We start from the raw sequence: 15,673 nt of genomic DNA, 5'->3' as shown, positions 1-15,673 counted from the left end.
ATCCCCGATTCCCTATTCGCTGGTTCTGTCGTCCTGCGGGGTCAGGTCGATTTCACTCAGAGCCAAGATCAAGCGGCTTTCGACGTCCGTAGTGGCTTCAAGCGTCGCGTGCAGTTCCCGTCGGCCCTGCTCAAGGAGCTTGTCGACGCTGGTCTTGATGTGGGGTGCGGGGGGAAGCGTGGCTGCGTAGCGCGCGGCTGCCAGCCTGCTGTCGACATCCGTGGTCGGAGTCAGGGCGTTGGTCAGACGCTGCATGGCCAAGGCCAGCGTTTCATCCAGGGGTCGGGCGGCGCTCCGCCTGGGCGAATTGCTCATAGTGCGCCTCCTGCGTCCTCTTCTTGAAGCATGCGATCGAGGCTGCGACGTGCGCGGACCAGATTCTGACGGACGTTCGGCGCCGGCATTCCCAAGGCCTCCGCAGTCTCCGTCGGTGTGGATCCGTCGATTTCGAAGGCCATGACGGTCCGCTGGAGAACGGGGAGCTGCCGCAGCAGCTGCACCAGGTCGATTTGTTCTGCTATGTCGCCGCTCCGGTCCGCAACAGCCGTGTCGGGAAGGTCGGCGGGGTCCGATGCCCAGGTCTTTTCCTTCCCCTTGGCCTTCAGCCACATCCGCCACGCCGTCTTTCGTAGCCAGGCCTGGGGGTGCGTCACCGATGTCCACGCCTGGGCCAGTTGCACGAAAGCGCTTTGGACAGCGTCCTCGGCGTCGTGCCTTCCCGCGCCGGCGGCGATCAGGAACGCGACGGTCGGCGTGAAACGGGCCCGGAAGAGGGTCTCGTACCGCTGCTCCTGTTCCTCGGACAATCCCTGTTGGTCCTGTGACGGCCCTGGCTGTCCCTTTTCCAGGACCAGGGTCCCGGTACTCAGCTCGTACTCGGTGCGCGCGGTCATCAGCAGCCTGCGCCACGACGCGACCGAAGGGCGTCGGAGAAGCAAGGCGTGCCGTTCCCGTTCGGTCATACCGCCCCACACGCCGTACTCGACCCGGTTGTCGAGTGCGTCGGCGAGGCATTCCGTCCGCACGGGGCAGCCCGTACATACCGCCTTCGACCGGTTGTCTGCTTGGGATGCCACAAACAGCTCGTCCGGGTCGGTGGTCCGGCAGGACGCCTGCCCCGACCAGTCAGACACCCACGGTGACACTGTTTCCCCCCTGCTTCTCGACCGTTTGCGGATTCCCGACCTCAACGGTGATCTTGTCGTGTTCATCCGTGACGCGACTGCCGCTCGGCAGGCCCCGGACCATCTCGCTGCGGTGACTGCTGCGCGTGCGAGCCATGGTGGTGTGGCCGCGTACGCGGATCCAGGTCCGCAGCACACTCACGAGGTATCCGGCCCCGACGGTGAGGGCTGCAATTTCGTACTCCGCCATCGCTGGGGCTCCGATCGATCGTCTGCGGCACGCTGTCGAAGGGTGAGTGCCTGTGAGGGGCTTGCTGCGTGACCTCGGATCCGAATCTTTTTTGGAATCTTGCGGATCGGGCGGACCGGAGCGGCCCGGGGAGCATCGCCCGATGCTCCGCATCGAATCCCACATCTCCACCGCCCGGCTGATACTCCGCCCGTTCCGGCCCGAGGGCACCGAGTACGTCTACGACTACCAGCGTCGGCCCGACGTCGCCCGGTTCATGCGGTGGGAGCCGCGCGGGCGGAGGACGTCCGGGGGTGGTGGAGCAGATGGCTCGGGAGGCCGAACTGGCTTGGGACGGGGACTGTCTCAGCCTGGCGGTCGTCGAGCCGGGCACGGGAACTGTCATCGGGCAGGTCGAACTGGTCCTGCTCAGCACGCAACGCCGCCAGGCGAGATCGGCTACCTCTTCCACCCCGCCCACCAGGGCAAGGGGTACGCCACCGAGACCGCGGTCGCCGTCCTGAGCCTGCCTTCGACACCCTGGGGCTGCAGAGCCGTGTACTGGGCCAGGATCTCGGTCAGGTCGGCACCGGTCGCCTTCCTCTGCCGGTGCTCGTTGCCGCGAACCAGCGACATCCACGCCGCGTCAGCGAGACCCCACGGGCGGTACCGGCCAGTGCGGTCCTACGCCCACGCGGTCTTCGTCGGCCGCTGAGAGCTGACATCCGCGATCAATGGCAGCAGCGAGCTCGGCGGATGCCGGCGCACCCACTGAACGTATTCGCGATCGGTGACGGGGGTACTCGAAGAAGGAGCGGGCCATGCCCGTGATTCTCTTCCTGCGGCCTCGCTCCGGCACCTCGTTTCCCAGTAGGGATGACGCAGCACGCCGACCGACGCATCCGGCCAAACGGAGACCGGCATACCCCACCCAAGTCATGGAAAGGAGTCCGGATCAGCCCTGCCCGTGCACCACTCCGGACATCAACCGCACCAGCTCCCGCCGCGCCTCGATCAGCGAGCTACGCCGCGACCAGTCGAGTACATCCCCCAGCTACGCGCGCTTTCATGCCCTGCGAAACCTTCTACGCGACGCCTACCTTGAGCTGTTGAACGACACCGCAGCTGGCCGCGAACTCGGAGCAAACGAAGCCTCGCTCAGGATGCGCAGGGATCTCCTATTCACCCTCGTCGAAGGGGCAGTCCTGACGCGCCGCGGCGATCCAAGCCGGTCGACCGCAGAGCTGGCACAGGCGACAGCCGATGTGGCCCTGCGCATAGCGGGCGTTGCTGTGGGCCGGGTCTAGCTGGCGGGATCCCGGTCTGAGTTTGGCCAGTTCGGCAAGATCAACGAGGCATGGGATGGCAGGCCCCGACGTTGCCCTGGCACGGCTCGCCCGTGCCGTGGTAGGTGTTCGCGACAATCACGCCGAGCACCACCACCAGCAGCAAAAAGCCCCATAGGACGATCCCTATCGGATGGAGGCTAAACCAAGCCGTCATCTTCTGGCGCCGGGTGCGGCGAGCTGGGCTGGCCGCACCGAGACGGTCATCCGTCATGATTCCCCCCGAGGATTGCTCATGCTGCGGACATGAGTACCTGGGCTATTCCCACCTCTGTCCGACCGCATGCGAATCGCCCGGGGGCGAGTAGTAGCCGTACGGCGCTTAACCGGTGAGATTGATCATGGTGGCGGCCGCGCCCAGAGGTCGGATGCCCCCTCACCCGCCAGCGGGCGGCCGGACGAGCGGCTGCGAGGGCGCACGCGCGCAGGACGACTGCGGTCCCGAAGGCCGACAAGCTCACCGGCTTCTGAGCTGAGCCGGGGGCGGCTGCGGGTGAAGTCCTTCGATGGGTTGAGGCCCGTAGCTGGTGCTGGCGGCGTCAAAGCGGCGGGCGTAGTGGGCTTCGTTCGGTGCGTGCCGGGGTGGTCATCGTGGGTAGGCGCGGTGGGTAGGGTCGCGGAGGTACTTTTCAAGATGTTTTGGGGTATTTATGCATCGTCAGATGCGGTTGGATGGCCGTGTGGTGGCGGCGGTTCTGTTCGTCGGCGTGCTCGCGGGCTGCAATCCGGGGGTGGCCGCCGAAGGTGACGTGAAGCCGTCCCTGTCCGGTGAGGGGAAGGGCGGTGGGCAGGGTGCGCCGGGAGCACCAGCGCTTCCGGGCTTGTCGACGACGGCGGTGGCCCGGGGCCAGCTCACCGGACTCAAGGTCGCGAACCAGCAGGCGATGACGGGGTACAGCCGGGCGAAGTCCACGCACTGGACCGGCCAGGGTCGACGCCTGCGACACCCGCGAGGTGGTCCTGGAGCGCTCCGGGAAGGAGGTGAAACGCGGCAGCGAGTGCAAGGCGGTCTCCGGGACTTGGGTGTCGGTCTACGACGGGATCACCGTCACCGACGCCGGGAAGCTCGACATCGACGACTTGGTCCCACTCGCCAACGCCTGGCGGTCGGGCGCCGGGTCGTGGACTACGGAGCGGCGTAAGGAGTTCGCGAACGACCTGACCCGCCCCCAGCTCCTCGCGGTGTCCGCGGCGATGAACCGGTCCAAGGGCGACCAGGGCCCCGACGAGTGGCAGCCACCCGCGAAAGCGTACTGGTGCACGTACGCGACGGCGTGGACGAACGTGAAGGCCACCTATCAGCTGACGGTGACCGAGGCGGAGAAGAAGAAGTTGACCGAGATGCTGGAGACCTGCTCATGACCGGCCACCAGCCCGACAACGCCCCGGATCCCGACCGCGGCGGCACCCCGGAAGGGGTGGTCCCGTTGACCGACCACGTGAAGGCGGGTCCCGGCGGCGTGATGACGGACGAGGTCGGCGTCATCACCGGCGACGTCAGCGTCACCACCACGGCGGGCCCGGACGGCACCGTGGACGTCCGGATCCAGTACACCGGCGCGGAGGAGTCCTACACCCTCACCGGCAGCCCGGCCCCCCTCCCAACCGGCGGTCTCGCAGCCTTCCACGAACGGGTCATCGGCGCCGTCAGGGCAGGTGGCGCCGCCGAAGTCCCCCATCTCTAGCAACTGCCAGGTCCCCGCCCATCGTGGCCGGCCGCCGTGAGCATCTGCCCGCGAACCAGCGGGGTGTTGGCGGCTCTGTCCTCAGCTTCCAGCGGAAGCGTGTTGACGCGCGGCCCGCACGTAAGGGGCCGGCGCCTATGGCGCCGGCCCCTTACGCCTTTCCGCAGGCTCACGCCCAAACCGTGCGCAGCGTCGCGACGCCTTCTAGCCGGGGGCTGTGCGGTTGCCGGATCAGGGTGCTGCGCACTCTTTCCAGGTGAAGTGGTAGACGCTGTCGTCGGTGGAGTCGAGCGTCATGTAGCTGGTGGTGGCCGGGTCTGAGATCCCGACCTCGGTGAGCAGTTCGGTGTTGATATTGAAGTTGGACTGTTCGCCGCAGGGGGCGAAGACCAGGGCGTCGGCGTCCGTGGTGTCGGTTGCCTGCCCGTTGTCGTCGAGCGTCCCTTGGAACGTGTGGGTGCGGGCCTCGGCCTGTGGCATGCCTTGTAAGCAGTAGCTGTAGCTGCCCTTGTGGGTGCCGGTGGCGCCCTGCTGGAGGCTTGCGTAGCCCCGGTAGTCGACCTAGTCGGCGCGCTCGCGGGCTGCAGTCCGGGGGGACGGCTGGCAGCGACGCGAAGCCGTCCATGCCCGGGGAGGGCAAGGACGGCGGGTGCCCCGACTAGCACACTGCGGGGTGTCGTGCCCATACTTGAAGGAGAGTCTGATGCCGGCCACCGGTACCGAGGTGCTTCCCCCCTCCGAACTCGCGACCAGTGACCGTCGCGCAGGCTGTGGTTGTCGGAACAGGCCGAGGGGTTCGGATTTCCGGCGGAGAAGTGAGATGTTCTGCCCGGTGATCCGGTTGGGTTTTTCCAGCCTCTCCGGCTATACGGTTGCACGCCCTCCCACGGCAATGTGACGTTGTGTCGCACATTGCCAGTATTCGGGACGTCAGCCAAAATTTTTCAGCTCCAGCCAACTTGTGCCGTCTGGCAGTGAGCAGCCGAGGTGAGGCCGGAAAGGCAACGTGATGTCGGAGCGCATCCTGTACTACGGGGCGTCCGGGCGGGGATGCATCGGTACCATCGACGCCAACAATGTCCTTGACGACGTGGAGGTTTTGCCCGAAGGGGCCTTCGCCCCGGATTGGACACTCATCACCGCTCTCAGCAACAACTGCATCCTGCACTACGCGGGCGCGTCGGGGCGTGCGTGCATCGGTTCAATCGACGCCGAAAATGTCCTCCAGGACGTGGTCACCTTCCCCGAGGCTCCCGTGGGTCCTTTCAGTCTGGGCTTTAGGGAGGTTGCCACGCTCAGGGGTGATCTCGTCTTGTTCTATGCGGACTTGAACGGGCACTCTTATCTCGTCAGAATTCCTGACGACAACACTCCGGACACAATCAGTGTCTATAACCCTGGGGAATTCGCTCCGGACTGGAGGCAAATCACCTGGCTCGGCGGGAATCGTTTCCTGTTCTGTGGGGCAGGTGGGCGCGGAGTTGTTTGTACCCTCGGCAGTAATAACATCTTCCACGACGGGCCCGTCTTCCCCGAAGGCCCCTTTGCTCCGGACTGGAAGCAGATCACCGCATTCGGTGACGGTCGCATCCTGTACTACGGGGCGTCTGGGCGTGGACTAATCGGGACCGTCGACGGCGACAACGACTTTGACGACTGGGTGGCTCTGCCCGAGGGAACCTTCGCCCCGGACTGGATACAGATCACCTCCTTGCGTGTACCGGGATAGCCGTCCCAGACGACGGGATCGCCGCCCCCACCGTAGGGGCCAAATCCGCGACCATGCGGGCTACGGCCTCCTCGACGAGCACCTGGCTGCCTCACCAACCCCCTGGAAGGAACAGCCGTCCGCTACCGCGGCGGGCCGCCTCTTGGACGCCACCCTGCATGCCCTGGCGACGCCACCATCCGCGCAGCCCGCGCCCGTGTCCCGGGCTCTGTCCGATGCCGCGCTCGCCGCCTCGCCTGGTCCGCGGTGCGAGGACTGGAGACATCACCACCGGGCGACTTGGATGGGCAGTGATCGTTTGCACGGCCTTCGGTGGCCGGACGAGATCAGGTCCGCCTCCCAGGTCGACGTCCCGGACGTCGGGGTGTCCGAGGAGGAGGTCGACGCCGCCATCAAGCTCGCCGAGACCCTCTCCGGGACGGACATGAGCGAGCTGCGCGACGAGTACCGCGACGCGCTGGAGAAGCTGATCCAGGCCAAGGCAGCCGGCACCCGCCCCGAACCCGCCGAGGCAACCGAGCCCCCCTCCGCGCAGGTCGTCGACCTCATGGCCATGCTGGAACGCTCCGTCAGCGAGGCGAAGGCCGCGCGGACCGGCGGCCCCGACGCCACCGTCCACGACCTGCCCGCGAAGAAGACGGCCGCGGCCAAGAAGCAGCCCGCGAAGAAGACGGCGGGCCGCAAGCCGCGCAGCGCCTGAGAGGCGGGCGCGAAGCGGCCTGCGAGGCCCCGCGTAGGACGTCGGCACGACATGGTCAAGGTGGCCAACGGGTCACCCGCGCGAGATCACGTCCGGGCGCATCGTTCCTTCGGTGAATCACTTCCCCCAGTAGGGTGAGAGTCCCTCTGTAAGGGCCTCGTTGGCGCGGGCCGGGGCGCTATCACCGGGGCGTGATCAAGAACCTTTCCCGCGGCCTCGCTGCCGCTGCCCTGGCCTTCGCCGCCCTCGCTCCGGCCGCCCCTGCGCACGCCGACGAGTACACCCTCACCGACGCCATCACCTCCCTGTCGGTTGCCGCGGAGGTCCGCGACGGCTACCGCCGTGAGCTGTACCCGCATTGGAAGGACGATGACAAGAACGGCTGCTCGGCCAGGAACGACGTGTTGATCGCCGAGGCGATCGAGGCCCCCGACCGTCGGGGCCGGCCGGGGTCGACATCGACCACATGATCCCGCTCGCGGAACTCCACGACTCCGGAGGTTACGGCTGGACGACGGAGCTGCGCCGCCGGTACGCCAACGACATCAGCAGCGACGTCACCCTCGTCGGTGTCACCGAGCGCTCCAACAGGCAAAAGTCTGACCAGGACCCGCAGAGCTGGATGCCGGCCCCGGCGGTGCACTGCCGGTACATCGGGGAATGGGTGGCGACCAAGCACCGGTGGGCGCTGTCCGTGGACCAGGCCGAGCGTGAGGCGCTGCTGCGATACGCGGCCGGCTGCCCGAACGCGGTGCTGGCCTTCGACCGGGCCAGCTGACGGATACCCCGTCCGGCGTCGTGAAATCTCGTCGGTCGTGCGCGCCGCCCGCCCCGGAGCGGACGGCACTGTCCCAATGTGTATGACGGACCAAGCGGCCGCAGGCCTGCGGGTCCTGCTGCGCACCGGCCGCCCGGTGACTTGCCGCCACTGCCGGAAGGCCTGACTCCCGGCGGGAACCCCTCCGCCTCGCCCAGTCGGATCCCGCTCGTCCTGGGATGCTGGTGCGGGTACCCGGGGCCCTTGCCGCTGGCTGCGGTCGAGCATGACCCGCCAGGATCCGGTTCCTCCGACAGAGCTGCTGCTTCCGGTGGCGTTGGGGGATGACGTCGGGGACGGGGTGGAGCGGGGGCTGGATGAGGGGGCGGTCGTCACCGGTCAGCGTGTGGGCGGTGAACCCGGCCGTGTGGAAGCGACCGTCCGGCTCGAAGGTGGTCAGGGTGCCCACGGGCTGGGCGGCGGTGGTGCGGGATGGGCATTGGTCGCCGATCATTCCATCAGACCGGCCGCTGGTGAAGATCGAAGATGACCGCAACCCGCCGCGCTTGATCATGACCGCGCGGGTGTGTGGCGGCCCAGCCCGCTGCAGGCCGACGGCGGCCCGGGCGTCTCCGTTCCCGGCTTCCTTCACCGATCTGTGTCCGTTTCGAAGGCCTTGCGTATTCTTTAAGGATTTTTCTCATTTATGGGATCATTTGTTCGCCCGACTGCTCGGGCGCCTTGCCCCCACCCCTGAGGAGTCGTCCCGTGTCCGCACAACCGTCCCCCCTCCCGGCCGGGCGCAGGCTGACCTGGCCGTGGTCGTCGTCTACCTGGCGATCATCCAGGGGCTCGGCGCGCTCATAGGCGTCGACCGGGGCAGCAGCGACAGCCAGTTCCCCACCACCGAATCAATCGTCCGAAACGGCGTGATCCCGATCGGCCTGTCGGTGCTGTTCGGCGCCGCCGTGGTGACCTGGCTCGGCTGGTGGGGCAGCGTCCTCAACTACCGGGTGCCGGTGCGCCGCTGGGTGCGGTTCGTCCCGATCTCGATGCTGGTGGTCGCCGTCTTGGCGGTGAACTACCCCAACCTCGCCGACCAGCCGGCCTCCATGGTGCTCGCCCTGGCCGCGATGACCGCGCTGGTCGGCATCGGCGAGGAGCTGATGTTCCGCGGGATCGGCGTCCAGGTTTTCAAGCGCGCCGGCCTCAGCGAGGGCAAGGTCGCCCTCTGGTCCTCGGTGGTCTTCGGCATCGTCCACGTCAGCAACGCCTTCGGTGAAGGCGGCGCTGCCGTCTTCCAGGCCGTGATCGTCTCCACCTCCGGTTACTTCTTCTACCTCTGCCTGCGCGTCGGCGGGGTGCTCCTGCTGCCGATGCTGGTCCACGGGCTGTGGGACTTCAGTCTCATTTCCAACGGCGTCGGCGCCGACCCTAAGGCGTACCCCGGCATGATCCTGCCGATCGCCCTCCAGGTCGTCCTGATCGTCAAGCGCCGCACCGCCGAACCCACCGCCCACGCCGAAGCCGGGGCCCAGCCCGCCCCCGCCGGGCACTGACACACCCGCTGCACCGGGGATGCCCCCGCCCACCGGGCGGGGGCATCACGTGTCTGCACGGGACGGGCCGGGTGATGTCATTGAGGGGGAGGGTGGTTGGGGTGTCGGTGGGTCGGTGAGCTGGGGTGTTGCAGGTTTGTGTGAGAACGGTTTTGCGGTGTCAGAGGCGGCTTGACCTGGGGTTGTTGCGGGTTGGTTGGGAAAGTGTCTGGGTGTTGTAGATGGCGTCTGGGCCTAAAGGACAGAGATGTGATCTCACCGCAGAGGCGGGCCCGAGGCTCGCATCGGTGGGTGTCAGCGCTCGTACGTACAGTTGCCGGATGGGCTTCTTAGCATCGGGAGTTGAGGGGGGACAGCAGGTGCCGTCACCAGGCCGTAGCCGCGGGACGAGGGCAGACTTCAGCAAAGAGACTCGTTTGAAGCTCGCCCAGCGCGCCGGATTTCGTTGCTCCAATCCTCAGTGTGGGGCATTGACGATCGGCCCGGGGGCTGGACCTGAGGGCGTCTCGGACACCGGCACGGCTTCCCATATCTTTGCCGCAGCGGCAGGTGGCCCACGGGGAACCGGCGGCCTTTCGGATGAGGAACGCTCCACAATATCCAATGGAATTTGGATGTGCGCGAATTGTGGTCGCCTGGTCGATGTGAACGCGGGAAAGATGTATTCGGCGTCCTTGCTTCGGAGCTGGAAGGACCTGCACGAGAATCGGACGCGGCTTGAACAGGGAGGGCATGTTCAGCCCTTTGGGTGGGTGCAGTCGCTTGAAGTGACGAGCCATTACCTTTTTATGCCGGGTGTCATTCGGCTTTCGAAACTCAACCTGCTGTTCGGTATGAATGGCTCGGGGAAGACCCGCCTGTTCCATCTGCTGACGTGCATGACCTCTCCCCAGCTGCTTATGGATGCGGCATTTCCCAATCATCCGGCCGATCTTACGTGTGAGATCACCTGGTTCGACCCGGCGCTGCGGCGTGCGACTGTGGAGGTGCGCGGCGAAGCGCTGGAGTACCACGTTGACGCCAGGAGGGTCCCGCTCCCTCCCCGTCCCTACCGGGTCTGGTCCTTCGGCACACGGAATCAGGGCTTTGCGGTGGATTTGTCTACGATCGGCGGTATAGCTGATTTCTTGGATATCGACCCATGGGCAGCGCGGACTGTTGTTCGCAGCCTCCCTGATCTGCTGCCCGACTTGATATCTGGTGTGACCGTGAGCGACAAGGGGTCCGTCGACATCAGTTCTGTGCGGGCATGGCGAGCAGCGGACCGGCGTCACGTATTTAAGTTCTATGTGCTCGCCGCTTTTGCCGAGTTGCAGGCTCGTTCGGAGCCGACAATTCTAGTTCTCGACGAGCCGTTCGACTTCATGCATCCCGTTATGGAGCTGGAGGTTCTGGACCTGTTTGAGCGCTCTCACTGGACATTTCAGGTGATCCTTGCCACCTTCAGCCCTCATGCTTACGATCGGCGTCACCAAGGGTGGAGTGCAACTGTCCTGATGCCCGCTGACGGTCGAAAGTCCAGAATTTCTCAGGAGGATGACGACGTGGAGGCGATCAATAAGGCACCCGAGGGTGAATCGTGGGAAGAGATCATTAGGAAATTGGGGCCGAACAACAGGGGGCTGTGAACGGCTCCTGCTGGCTCACGCGCGCGTAGCCCCGAGGAAGTCCCGGGCGGGCATCGCCTCGGTGAGGGACTGTACTTCGACGTTGCGGCCGGTTCGGGGTGCGTGGAGGACCTGGCCGTCGCCGGCGTAGAGGCCGACGTGGTAGATGTCGCCGCCGCGGCGGGACCAGAACAGCAGATCGCCGGGGCGCAGCTGGTCGCGGGCGATGGGCCGGTGGGAGGTGGCCGCGTACTGTGCGGCGGCGGTGCGGGGGAGCCGGGTGCTGGGCCAGTACGCGTACTGCACCAGGGACGAGCAGTCGAAGCCCTCGCTGGCGCCGTTCTTGCCGTCGACGTCGCGCCCCCATGGTCGGCGCGACCCTGCGCGCCCTGACCGCCCCGGCTGGCGCCCCGGTCCCCGACGGCCCCCGCGCCTCCGCCACCGCAGCCCGCTCCCGCTCCACCACCACCCCGACCGGCGCCGCGCCCGGCCAACCGCGCCCGCAGAGCCTTGCCGTGCCCGCACACCGGCAGCAGGCCGCCCCGGCCAAGGCCTCAGGCCGGTCCAAGTGACGGCGGACCACCGGGCCGGGGCCGTAGCGGTACGGGTTCAGGGCCGGTGCAGGATGTCGTGGGTGCCGACGCGGTGCCAGATGATGTGGCGGCCGTGGTGGCGCTGGCGGCCGTACGTCCAGGTCGCGCGGCCGTCGGGCGCCCAGGTCAGTTCGTAGACGCCGGGAGCCACCCGTACGCCCTTCACCTGTAATCCGGGGCGGAAGCACCCGGTGCGCAGGTCCGGGACGAAGGCCTCCTTCACGACGCGCAGGAACCGCCGGCGCTGGGCGGTGGTGAGGCGCTCCAGGTCGGCGGTGAAGGGGGTGAGGGTCTCGTAGGTGGGCACCGCGGGATCTCCTTCGGGCAGCACGACGAAGGCCCCCGGCGTCTGCCGGGGGTTTTTGATGATCTGCGTGGTTTTGTCGGTGGGTTTCGGCAGGTTCTTGGCAGTGCCCTGGGTGTTGTTTTCCCAGGTGGGAGCGGGTGTTCGTGACTGACATGGGGTGCCGTGCGCCGTCGTGGGGTTCGGTCTGCGGCTCAGATCGTCGGCGTACACGTCAAAGTGCCCAGCCAGTTGCATGCTCTCGATGGGGCAGGGGGGGTGTCGTGTATGGCCGAAATGACGAGCTGTCGTCCTACCCTTTCGGGGGCACGCCCGTTCCGTGAAGGCCGAAGAGTCGCGTAAGTGCCACGGTGACGGGGTGGGCGTAGTGGGCCAGGTGCCTGGAAGCCCAGTCGGTCGCCAGCGCGAGGAAGTCGGCCAGGTCGCGTTCGGCGGCGACGAGCAGGGCGCGGAGCTCGGTGAGGGGCAGTTCGATCACCGGACTGTCGCTCTGGTTTGCATCGACGGTGAGGCGGACGGTGTCACCGAAGCGCTCGGCGACCGGTGAGACGGGGTCGTGGCCGAACCAGAGCGGGCTGCCGTCGTCGATGAACCGGTCCCAGTCCCGCCAGTCCTCCAGCCCGTCGCAGCAGCCGGGCAGGAAGGTGATGCCTGTCGAGGTGTCTGTGACCCGAAGGCCGCCGGACACGATGAGCGGGTCGAGCGTCAGTAGTCCGTGGAGGAAGGAGCCCAGCGGGTCGGCCGGCCTTGGCGGGCTGTCCGAGTCGATGTCAGCATCATTGCAGGCGGCGATGCCCATCATCGCCGTCCCGACCTCGGTAGGTGAAAGGTCACCGCTGAGGGGCTGGAAGCTGAAGCGCTCGACCTCGGCGACAGACCAGAGGCCAAAGGCATCGGGGGCGACTATTTCCACGACAGGCTGCATCACGATCACCTTGCGAAGTCTCCGGCATCCTCCACCCCTACCGCCTCCCCATTTTCCCAGGCGCCCGCGTCATCAGAGCTGAACTCCTTCGGCAATACGTCCCTGCGCACATGCCGGGCTAGGTGACACTCAGGTGTGGAAGGCGCTGGAGATACGCGCCAGGTCTTCTGGTGGCAGGGCGAACGCGTTGGATGGGTTGCGGTAGGAGTGCGCGCCGTTGTCCCCGCGGACGCCGTTCTTACTTTTCCAGCGGGAGGGTCCTGCTGCGCCCTGGCCGTCGGCTAGAGCGGTAGCGAGTGCCTCTGGGTCCTCAACGACCGTCAGGGCGGTGAGGGCTGCCGCGAGGCGGGGTGCCGCGCTCTCTGGAGTGCGGTCGTCTCCAAGTGCCGGCAGCAGTAGCAGGAGTCGGCTGTCCGGATCGGCGCTGCTGCCTCCCGGCAACTGGTTGTCGGCGGCGTAGAGCAACTCGGTCCAAGACAGGGCGGGACCCATGAAGTGTCCGTCGTCTGTGGCCAGCAACAGCGCCCGCTCCCAGCTGGAGTGGTGCAGGACGTAGTCGACTCCTGGATCGTCTTTCCACGCGCGGTAGACCACGTGCAGGAGATGCCCGCCAGTCAGCGGGATCGTGAAGACGGGCCACTGCGCCTGCTCGATGAGCTCCCGGTGGAACTCCTCGGCCGCGTCGTAGTCCGCGCCGAAGAGGAGCTCTTCGGTGTCCTCGTCATGGGCGCACGAGTACAGGTGGCCGGGCCAGAAGAGGGGTTCGTCCAGCAGCCCTGGCCGGTGGACGAGGGGGCGGCCTTCGTACCCGGGTATCTCCATCATGCCCATCATCATGCCGCCTCGCCGAGCACGAGCTACGCCCTGCTTCTGGGTGCGCCGCACGCCCCGGTCGTCGGGGCGTGCGGCGGGTGTTCGGAGGGGTACGCCGGGCTGATTCGCCGGTGGGGGGTCAGTGGGGTAGGCGGATGTGGACGGTGGTGGCGTGTTCGGTGAGTGATGATGTGCATTGATTTGTCAGTGATTTTTCGGCGTTGATGTGTCAGTGGGTCTTCGGGGGATTGCTGCTGGTCGGTGGGTGCGTGGGCTGGGTTTTGGTACTGACGGTTGGTGCCGATTTCGCGGTGACGTCTTTGCCGTTTTGCCTGGTCAGTTTGGTGGAGATTGGTACATGCCCTGACGACGCCACGGTCCGCGAAGGCTATGCCTTGGGGCAGCCGGCTCCGGCTGAGGCCGCGGCTCCGCCCATCGGCGCGGCTGTGCGGTGAGGGGCTGCGAGTGCGCGAGCGCCGCGACGTCGCTGTATCCCGCCCAGAGGTAGAGGGGAAGTAGCCAGTGTGGCGGGGTCTGAGTATCCGTACTCAGGACCTTGCCCGGTTCCCTTGAAAGGCTGCTGTCCATGTCTAAGGGTTATAGCGTTCTTGGCAGCGCGTTAACGGGTGCGGTGACCGGGTGGATGGGGCTGGCTCTGTGGCAGTGGGCCGATGCCGCCGATGCGCGAGCCTGTGAGGAAAGCACGTCGATCTGCTTCACCGCCTTCCCGTTCATTGGCATCGGGCTGTGGGCGTTCCTGGCTGTGCTCATGTTCGCGGTCGCGTTGGGCCTGTTGGGCGTGCGACCTCTGAAGGTGACGGTGCCAGCCTGTGTGGCGCTGCAGATGTACGCGCTTCTCCTCCTTCCCTTCCTCGGGGATGACGTGCCACAGCCCTCCGCCGCAACTTTGACCGTGCTGGCGCTTGTTGCGGTGCTTGTCGCCGTCTGCACGGTCCCTGCTTGGCGGCGCGCCGGTCTGGTGGCCACCGGCGTGCTGATGCTCGCGTCCTTCGTGGTCGTCGGCCCCCCTGGGGACTTCCTGTGAGTGGCCGTGAACCTGCGCAGTTTCACTGATCCACGACACCGACAGCCGGTGAGATTTTGGGTGGGGGAGCAGCAGGGCTTTCCAGTGTCTAGCCAGGGTCTAAGAATGAATCACAGAAGTGGGATGTTGGAGTTTCGGTCATGAGGTCGCTCCAGCTGTTCCTGCGGCGGGGGTTTCGGGCTGGATCCCCTGCGCCCCAGCACGTTGTTGGGCTCGCCTCTTTCTCTGGGTGAGGCCCTCTACCGCGGTATTCGTGTGGGTGGTGGACTGGGGGCATGCAGGCCGTATGGGTAGCACTCATTGCTGTTCTGGGCACTTTGGCGGGCTCTATTGCGACTGGTGTGATGCAGCGTTTCCACGCTGAACGGGCTTTGGCGAGGGATAGGGAGCATCACAGACAGCAGAGGCAGCTGGATGTCGTCTGCAGCTTCGTGGAGTCGATTGCTGAACTAAGGCGCCGGCAGATCTGGAGGTGGAGCACGAGGCGCGACCGGGGTCGTGACAGTGATGATTACCGTGAGTCGAAGGATGCCTGTTTCCAGGCTCGTGCGGCCAGTCGGGGATGTCTGCTCCGTTTACAGCTTGCCGGTCTTCCTGAGGGCTTGGTGCAGCAGGGGAAGGCTGTGTTCGAAGTCAGTATCACCATTGAGGAGGCTGCTGATGTGGACGAGTTGAACCGGATTGCTGAAGTGGCCCGAGAGGCACTGGAATCTTTTGTGGGTGAGGCGGGACGGTTCTGTTCCCGTTTCTGATGGGGCGCCATGCGTACCTCGTCAACGGTGGTGTGACGTGGGTGGGAGCGAAGCAGGCACCCCGACGAGTCACATCGCCCGGGACGGTAGCCGATCGATCAGCGAATGCAACGCCCGAGGCCCTTTGCAGGCGGGCGGGAGGAGCACAGAGCCGGAGGACAGTCCGTACTGCTGCCGGCTCGGTCCGCGGAGCGGGCTGTTGTCCTGGAGGCGGAGCCGGAAGGACCTGGGGTGGGGGAGCGAAGCGGACCCACCCAACGGGCCGAAGGCCCGGACCCCGTGAAACGGGGTCATCTCCCGCGCGAAGCGCGGGACCCTAGGGGGTCTGCGCAGCGAGCCCGGCTCTGGTGGAGCGCAGCGCAGCCAGAGCTAGTCGAAGCGAAGCGCAGGGCCCCGGCCCGAAGGGCCGGCCACAGCTCGGAGCGAAGCGCAGAGCCAGGCGCCGAAGGCGCCTCGGCCGAGCGCAGCGAGGCCGTTCGGTCCTGAGCGCGCAGCGCTCAGGTAC

The 15,673-nt window shown here is 66.6% G+C and carries 21 protein-coding genes and 2 pseudogenes; 13 read left to right on the top strand and 10 right to left on the bottom strand.

Features of this window, described 5'->3' with window-relative positions:
• Positions 1–12 precede the first annotated feature (12 nt).
• The 4 genes and pseudogenes from OHA37_RS00115 to OHA37_RS00100 form a co-directional block, all read right to left on the bottom strand.
• Complete coding sequence (locus OHA37_RS00115) at positions 13–315, bottom strand: hypothetical protein (protein WP_266914673.1); 303 nt, start codon at positions 313–315, stop codon at positions 13–15.
• Complete coding sequence (locus tag OHA37_RS40725) at positions 312–848, bottom strand: RNA polymerase sigma factor (RefSeq protein ID WP_443046281.1); 537 nt, start codon at positions 846–848, stop codon at positions 312–314. The genes OHA37_RS00115 and OHA37_RS40725 overlap by 4 nt, the downstream gene beginning before the upstream one ends.
• Positions 843–1,145 (bottom strand): annotated as a pseudogene (locus tag OHA37_RS00105) (WhiB family transcriptional regulator); the annotation flags it as partial. The gene OHA37_RS40725 and the pseudogene OHA37_RS00105, both read right to left, overlap by 6 nt.
• Positions 1,126–1,374, bottom strand: a complete 249-nt coding sequence (locus OHA37_RS00100) for a hypothetical protein (RefSeq protein WP_266914671.1) — start codon at positions 1,372–1,374, stop codon at positions 1,126–1,128. The gene OHA37_RS00100 and the pseudogene OHA37_RS00105, both read right to left, overlap by 20 nt.
• A 142-nt stretch (positions 1,375–1,516) precedes the next feature.
• Between OHA37_RS00100 and OHA37_RS40720 the strand changes: the two genes are divergently transcribed.
• Together OHA37_RS40720 and OHA37_RS00090 are read left to right on the top strand one after the other, a co-directional pair.
• Positions 1,517–2,068: a GNAT family N-acetyltransferase gene (locus OHA37_RS40720; RefSeq protein WP_353963468.1), complete on the top strand. Its 552-nt coding sequence runs from the start codon at positions 1,517–1,519 to the stop codon at positions 2,066–2,068.
• 394 nt (positions 2,069–2,462) lie between these two features.
• Positions 2,463–2,660, top strand: a complete 198-nt coding sequence (locus tag OHA37_RS00090) for a hypothetical protein (protein WP_328692837.1) — start codon at positions 2,463–2,465, stop codon at positions 2,658–2,660.
• A gap of 40 nt (positions 2,661–2,700) precedes the next feature.
• On the opposite strand, the gene OHA37_RS00085 is transcribed toward OHA37_RS00090, so the two are convergent.
• On the bottom strand, positions 2,701–2,913 hold the full coding sequence (locus OHA37_RS00085; protein ID WP_266914667.1) for a hypothetical protein: 213 nt from the start codon (positions 2,911–2,913) through the stop codon (positions 2,701–2,703).
• A 767-nt stretch (positions 2,914–3,680) separates the two neighbouring features.
• On the opposite strand from OHA37_RS00085, the gene OHA37_RS00080 reads away from it, so the two are divergent.
• Positions 3,681–4,061 carry an HNH endonuclease family protein gene (locus OHA37_RS00080; protein WP_323182432.1) on the top strand — a complete coding sequence of 127 codons (381 nt, stop codon included), beginning with the start codon at positions 3,681–3,683 and terminating at the stop codon, positions 4,059–4,061.
• Positions 4,058–4,384: a hypothetical protein gene (locus tag OHA37_RS00075; RefSeq protein ID WP_266914665.1), complete on the top strand. Its 327-nt coding sequence runs from the start codon at positions 4,058–4,060 to the stop codon at positions 4,382–4,384. Before OHA37_RS00080 ends, OHA37_RS00075 begins: the two co-directional genes overlap by 4 nt.
• A 231-nt stretch (positions 4,385–4,615) precedes the next feature.
• Here OHA37_RS00075 and OHA37_RS00070 read toward each other — a convergent pair.
• Positions 4,616–4,933: pseudogene (locus OHA37_RS00070) on the bottom strand (DUF4360 domain-containing protein); the annotation flags it as partial.
• Positions 4,934–5,393: 460 nt separating this feature from the next.
• Here OHA37_RS00070 and OHA37_RS00065 point away from each other — a divergent pair.
• From OHA37_RS00065 to OHA37_RS00040, 6 genes are all read left to right on the top strand, one after another.
• Positions 5,394–6,113 (top strand): hypothetical protein, encoded by a 720-nt coding sequence (locus OHA37_RS00065; protein WP_266914663.1) that lies wholly within the window; start codon positions 5,394–5,396, stop codon positions 6,111–6,113.
• A 283-nt stretch (positions 6,114–6,396) separates the two neighbouring features.
• The gene (locus OHA37_RS00060) at positions 6,397–6,813 is read left to right on the top strand and encodes a hypothetical protein (RefSeq protein ID WP_266914661.1); all 417 of its coding nucleotides are present in this window, start codon (positions 6,397–6,399) and stop codon (positions 6,811–6,813) included.
• A gap of 191 nt (positions 6,814–7,004) precedes the next feature.
• Complete coding sequence (locus tag OHA37_RS00055) at positions 7,005–7,283, top strand: hypothetical protein (protein WP_323182431.1); 279 nt, start codon at positions 7,005–7,007, stop codon at positions 7,281–7,283.
• Positions 7,280–7,591, top strand: coding sequence for a hypothetical protein (locus OHA37_RS00050; RefSeq protein WP_323182430.1), 312 nt, complete (start codon positions 7,280–7,282; stop codon positions 7,589–7,591). Before OHA37_RS00055 ends, OHA37_RS00050 begins: the two co-directional genes overlap by 4 nt.
• Positions 7,592–8,388: 797 nt before the next feature.
• Positions 8,389–9,129, top strand: coding sequence for a CPBP family intramembrane glutamic endopeptidase (locus OHA37_RS00045; RefSeq protein ID WP_266914659.1), 741 nt, complete (start codon positions 8,389–8,391; stop codon positions 9,127–9,129).
• A 416-nt stretch (positions 9,130–9,545) separates the two neighbouring features.
• Positions 9,546–10,757 carry a hypothetical protein gene (locus OHA37_RS00040; RefSeq protein WP_266914657.1) on the top strand — a complete coding sequence of 404 codons (1,212 nt, stop codon included), beginning with the start codon at positions 9,546–9,548 and terminating at the stop codon, positions 10,755–10,757.
• A gap of 15 nt (positions 10,758–10,772) precedes the next feature.
• Here the strand turns inward: OHA37_RS00040 and OHA37_RS00035 are convergent, their stop codons facing one another.
• Positions 10,773–11,183, bottom strand: coding sequence for a C40 family peptidase (locus OHA37_RS00035; protein WP_266914912.1), 411 nt, complete (start codon positions 11,181–11,183; stop codon positions 10,773–10,775).
• On the opposite strand from OHA37_RS00035, the gene OHA37_RS00030 reads away from it, so the two are divergent.
• Positions 11,102–11,308 carry a hypothetical protein gene (locus OHA37_RS00030; protein ID WP_266914924.1) on the top strand — a complete coding sequence of 69 codons (207 nt, stop codon included), beginning with the start codon at positions 11,102–11,104 and terminating at the stop codon, positions 11,306–11,308. The genes OHA37_RS00035 and OHA37_RS00030 overlap by 82 nt on opposite strands.
• Positions 11,309–11,345: 37 nt before the next feature.
• Here the strand turns inward: OHA37_RS00030 and OHA37_RS00025 are convergent, their stop codons facing one another.
• From OHA37_RS00025 to OHA37_RS00015, 3 genes are all read right to left on the bottom strand, one after another.
• Positions 11,346–11,636 carry a hypothetical protein gene (locus OHA37_RS00025; RefSeq protein WP_266914655.1) on the bottom strand — a complete coding sequence of 97 codons (291 nt, stop codon included), beginning with the start codon at positions 11,634–11,636 and terminating at the stop codon, positions 11,346–11,348.
• Positions 11,637–11,925: 289 nt separating this feature from the next.
• A complete protein-coding gene (locus tag OHA37_RS00020) occupies positions 11,926–12,558 on the bottom strand; it encodes a hypothetical protein (protein WP_266914653.1) in 633 nt (210 codons plus the stop codon).
• Positions 12,559–12,687: 129 nt separating this feature from the next.
• On the bottom strand, positions 12,688–13,383 hold the full coding sequence (locus OHA37_RS00015) for a hypothetical protein (protein WP_266914651.1): 696 nt from the start codon (positions 13,381–13,383) through the stop codon (positions 12,688–12,690).
• A 574-nt stretch (positions 13,384–13,957) separates the two neighbouring features.
• Between OHA37_RS00015 and OHA37_RS00010 the strand changes: the two genes are divergently transcribed.
• Together OHA37_RS00010 and OHA37_RS00005 are read left to right on the top strand one after the other, a co-directional pair.
• Positions 13,958–14,416 carry a hypothetical protein gene (locus OHA37_RS00010; protein ID WP_266914649.1) on the top strand — a complete coding sequence of 153 codons (459 nt, stop codon included), beginning with the start codon at positions 13,958–13,960 and terminating at the stop codon, positions 14,414–14,416.
• A gap of 275 nt (positions 14,417–14,691) precedes the next feature.
• On the top strand, positions 14,692–15,168 hold the full coding sequence (locus OHA37_RS00005; RefSeq protein WP_266914647.1) for a hypothetical protein: 477 nt from the start codon (positions 14,692–14,694) through the stop codon (positions 15,166–15,168).
• The last annotated feature ends 505 nt before the right edge of the window (positions 15,169–15,673 follow it).

Source organism: Streptomyces sp. NBC_00335, assembly GCF_036127095.1.
Classification (GTDB): Bacteria; Actinomycetota; Actinomycetes; order Streptomycetales; family Streptomycetaceae; genus Streptomyces.
The sequence above is the reverse complement of the archived record's forward strand: the minus strand, read 5'-3'. Positions and strand labels throughout refer to the sequence as shown.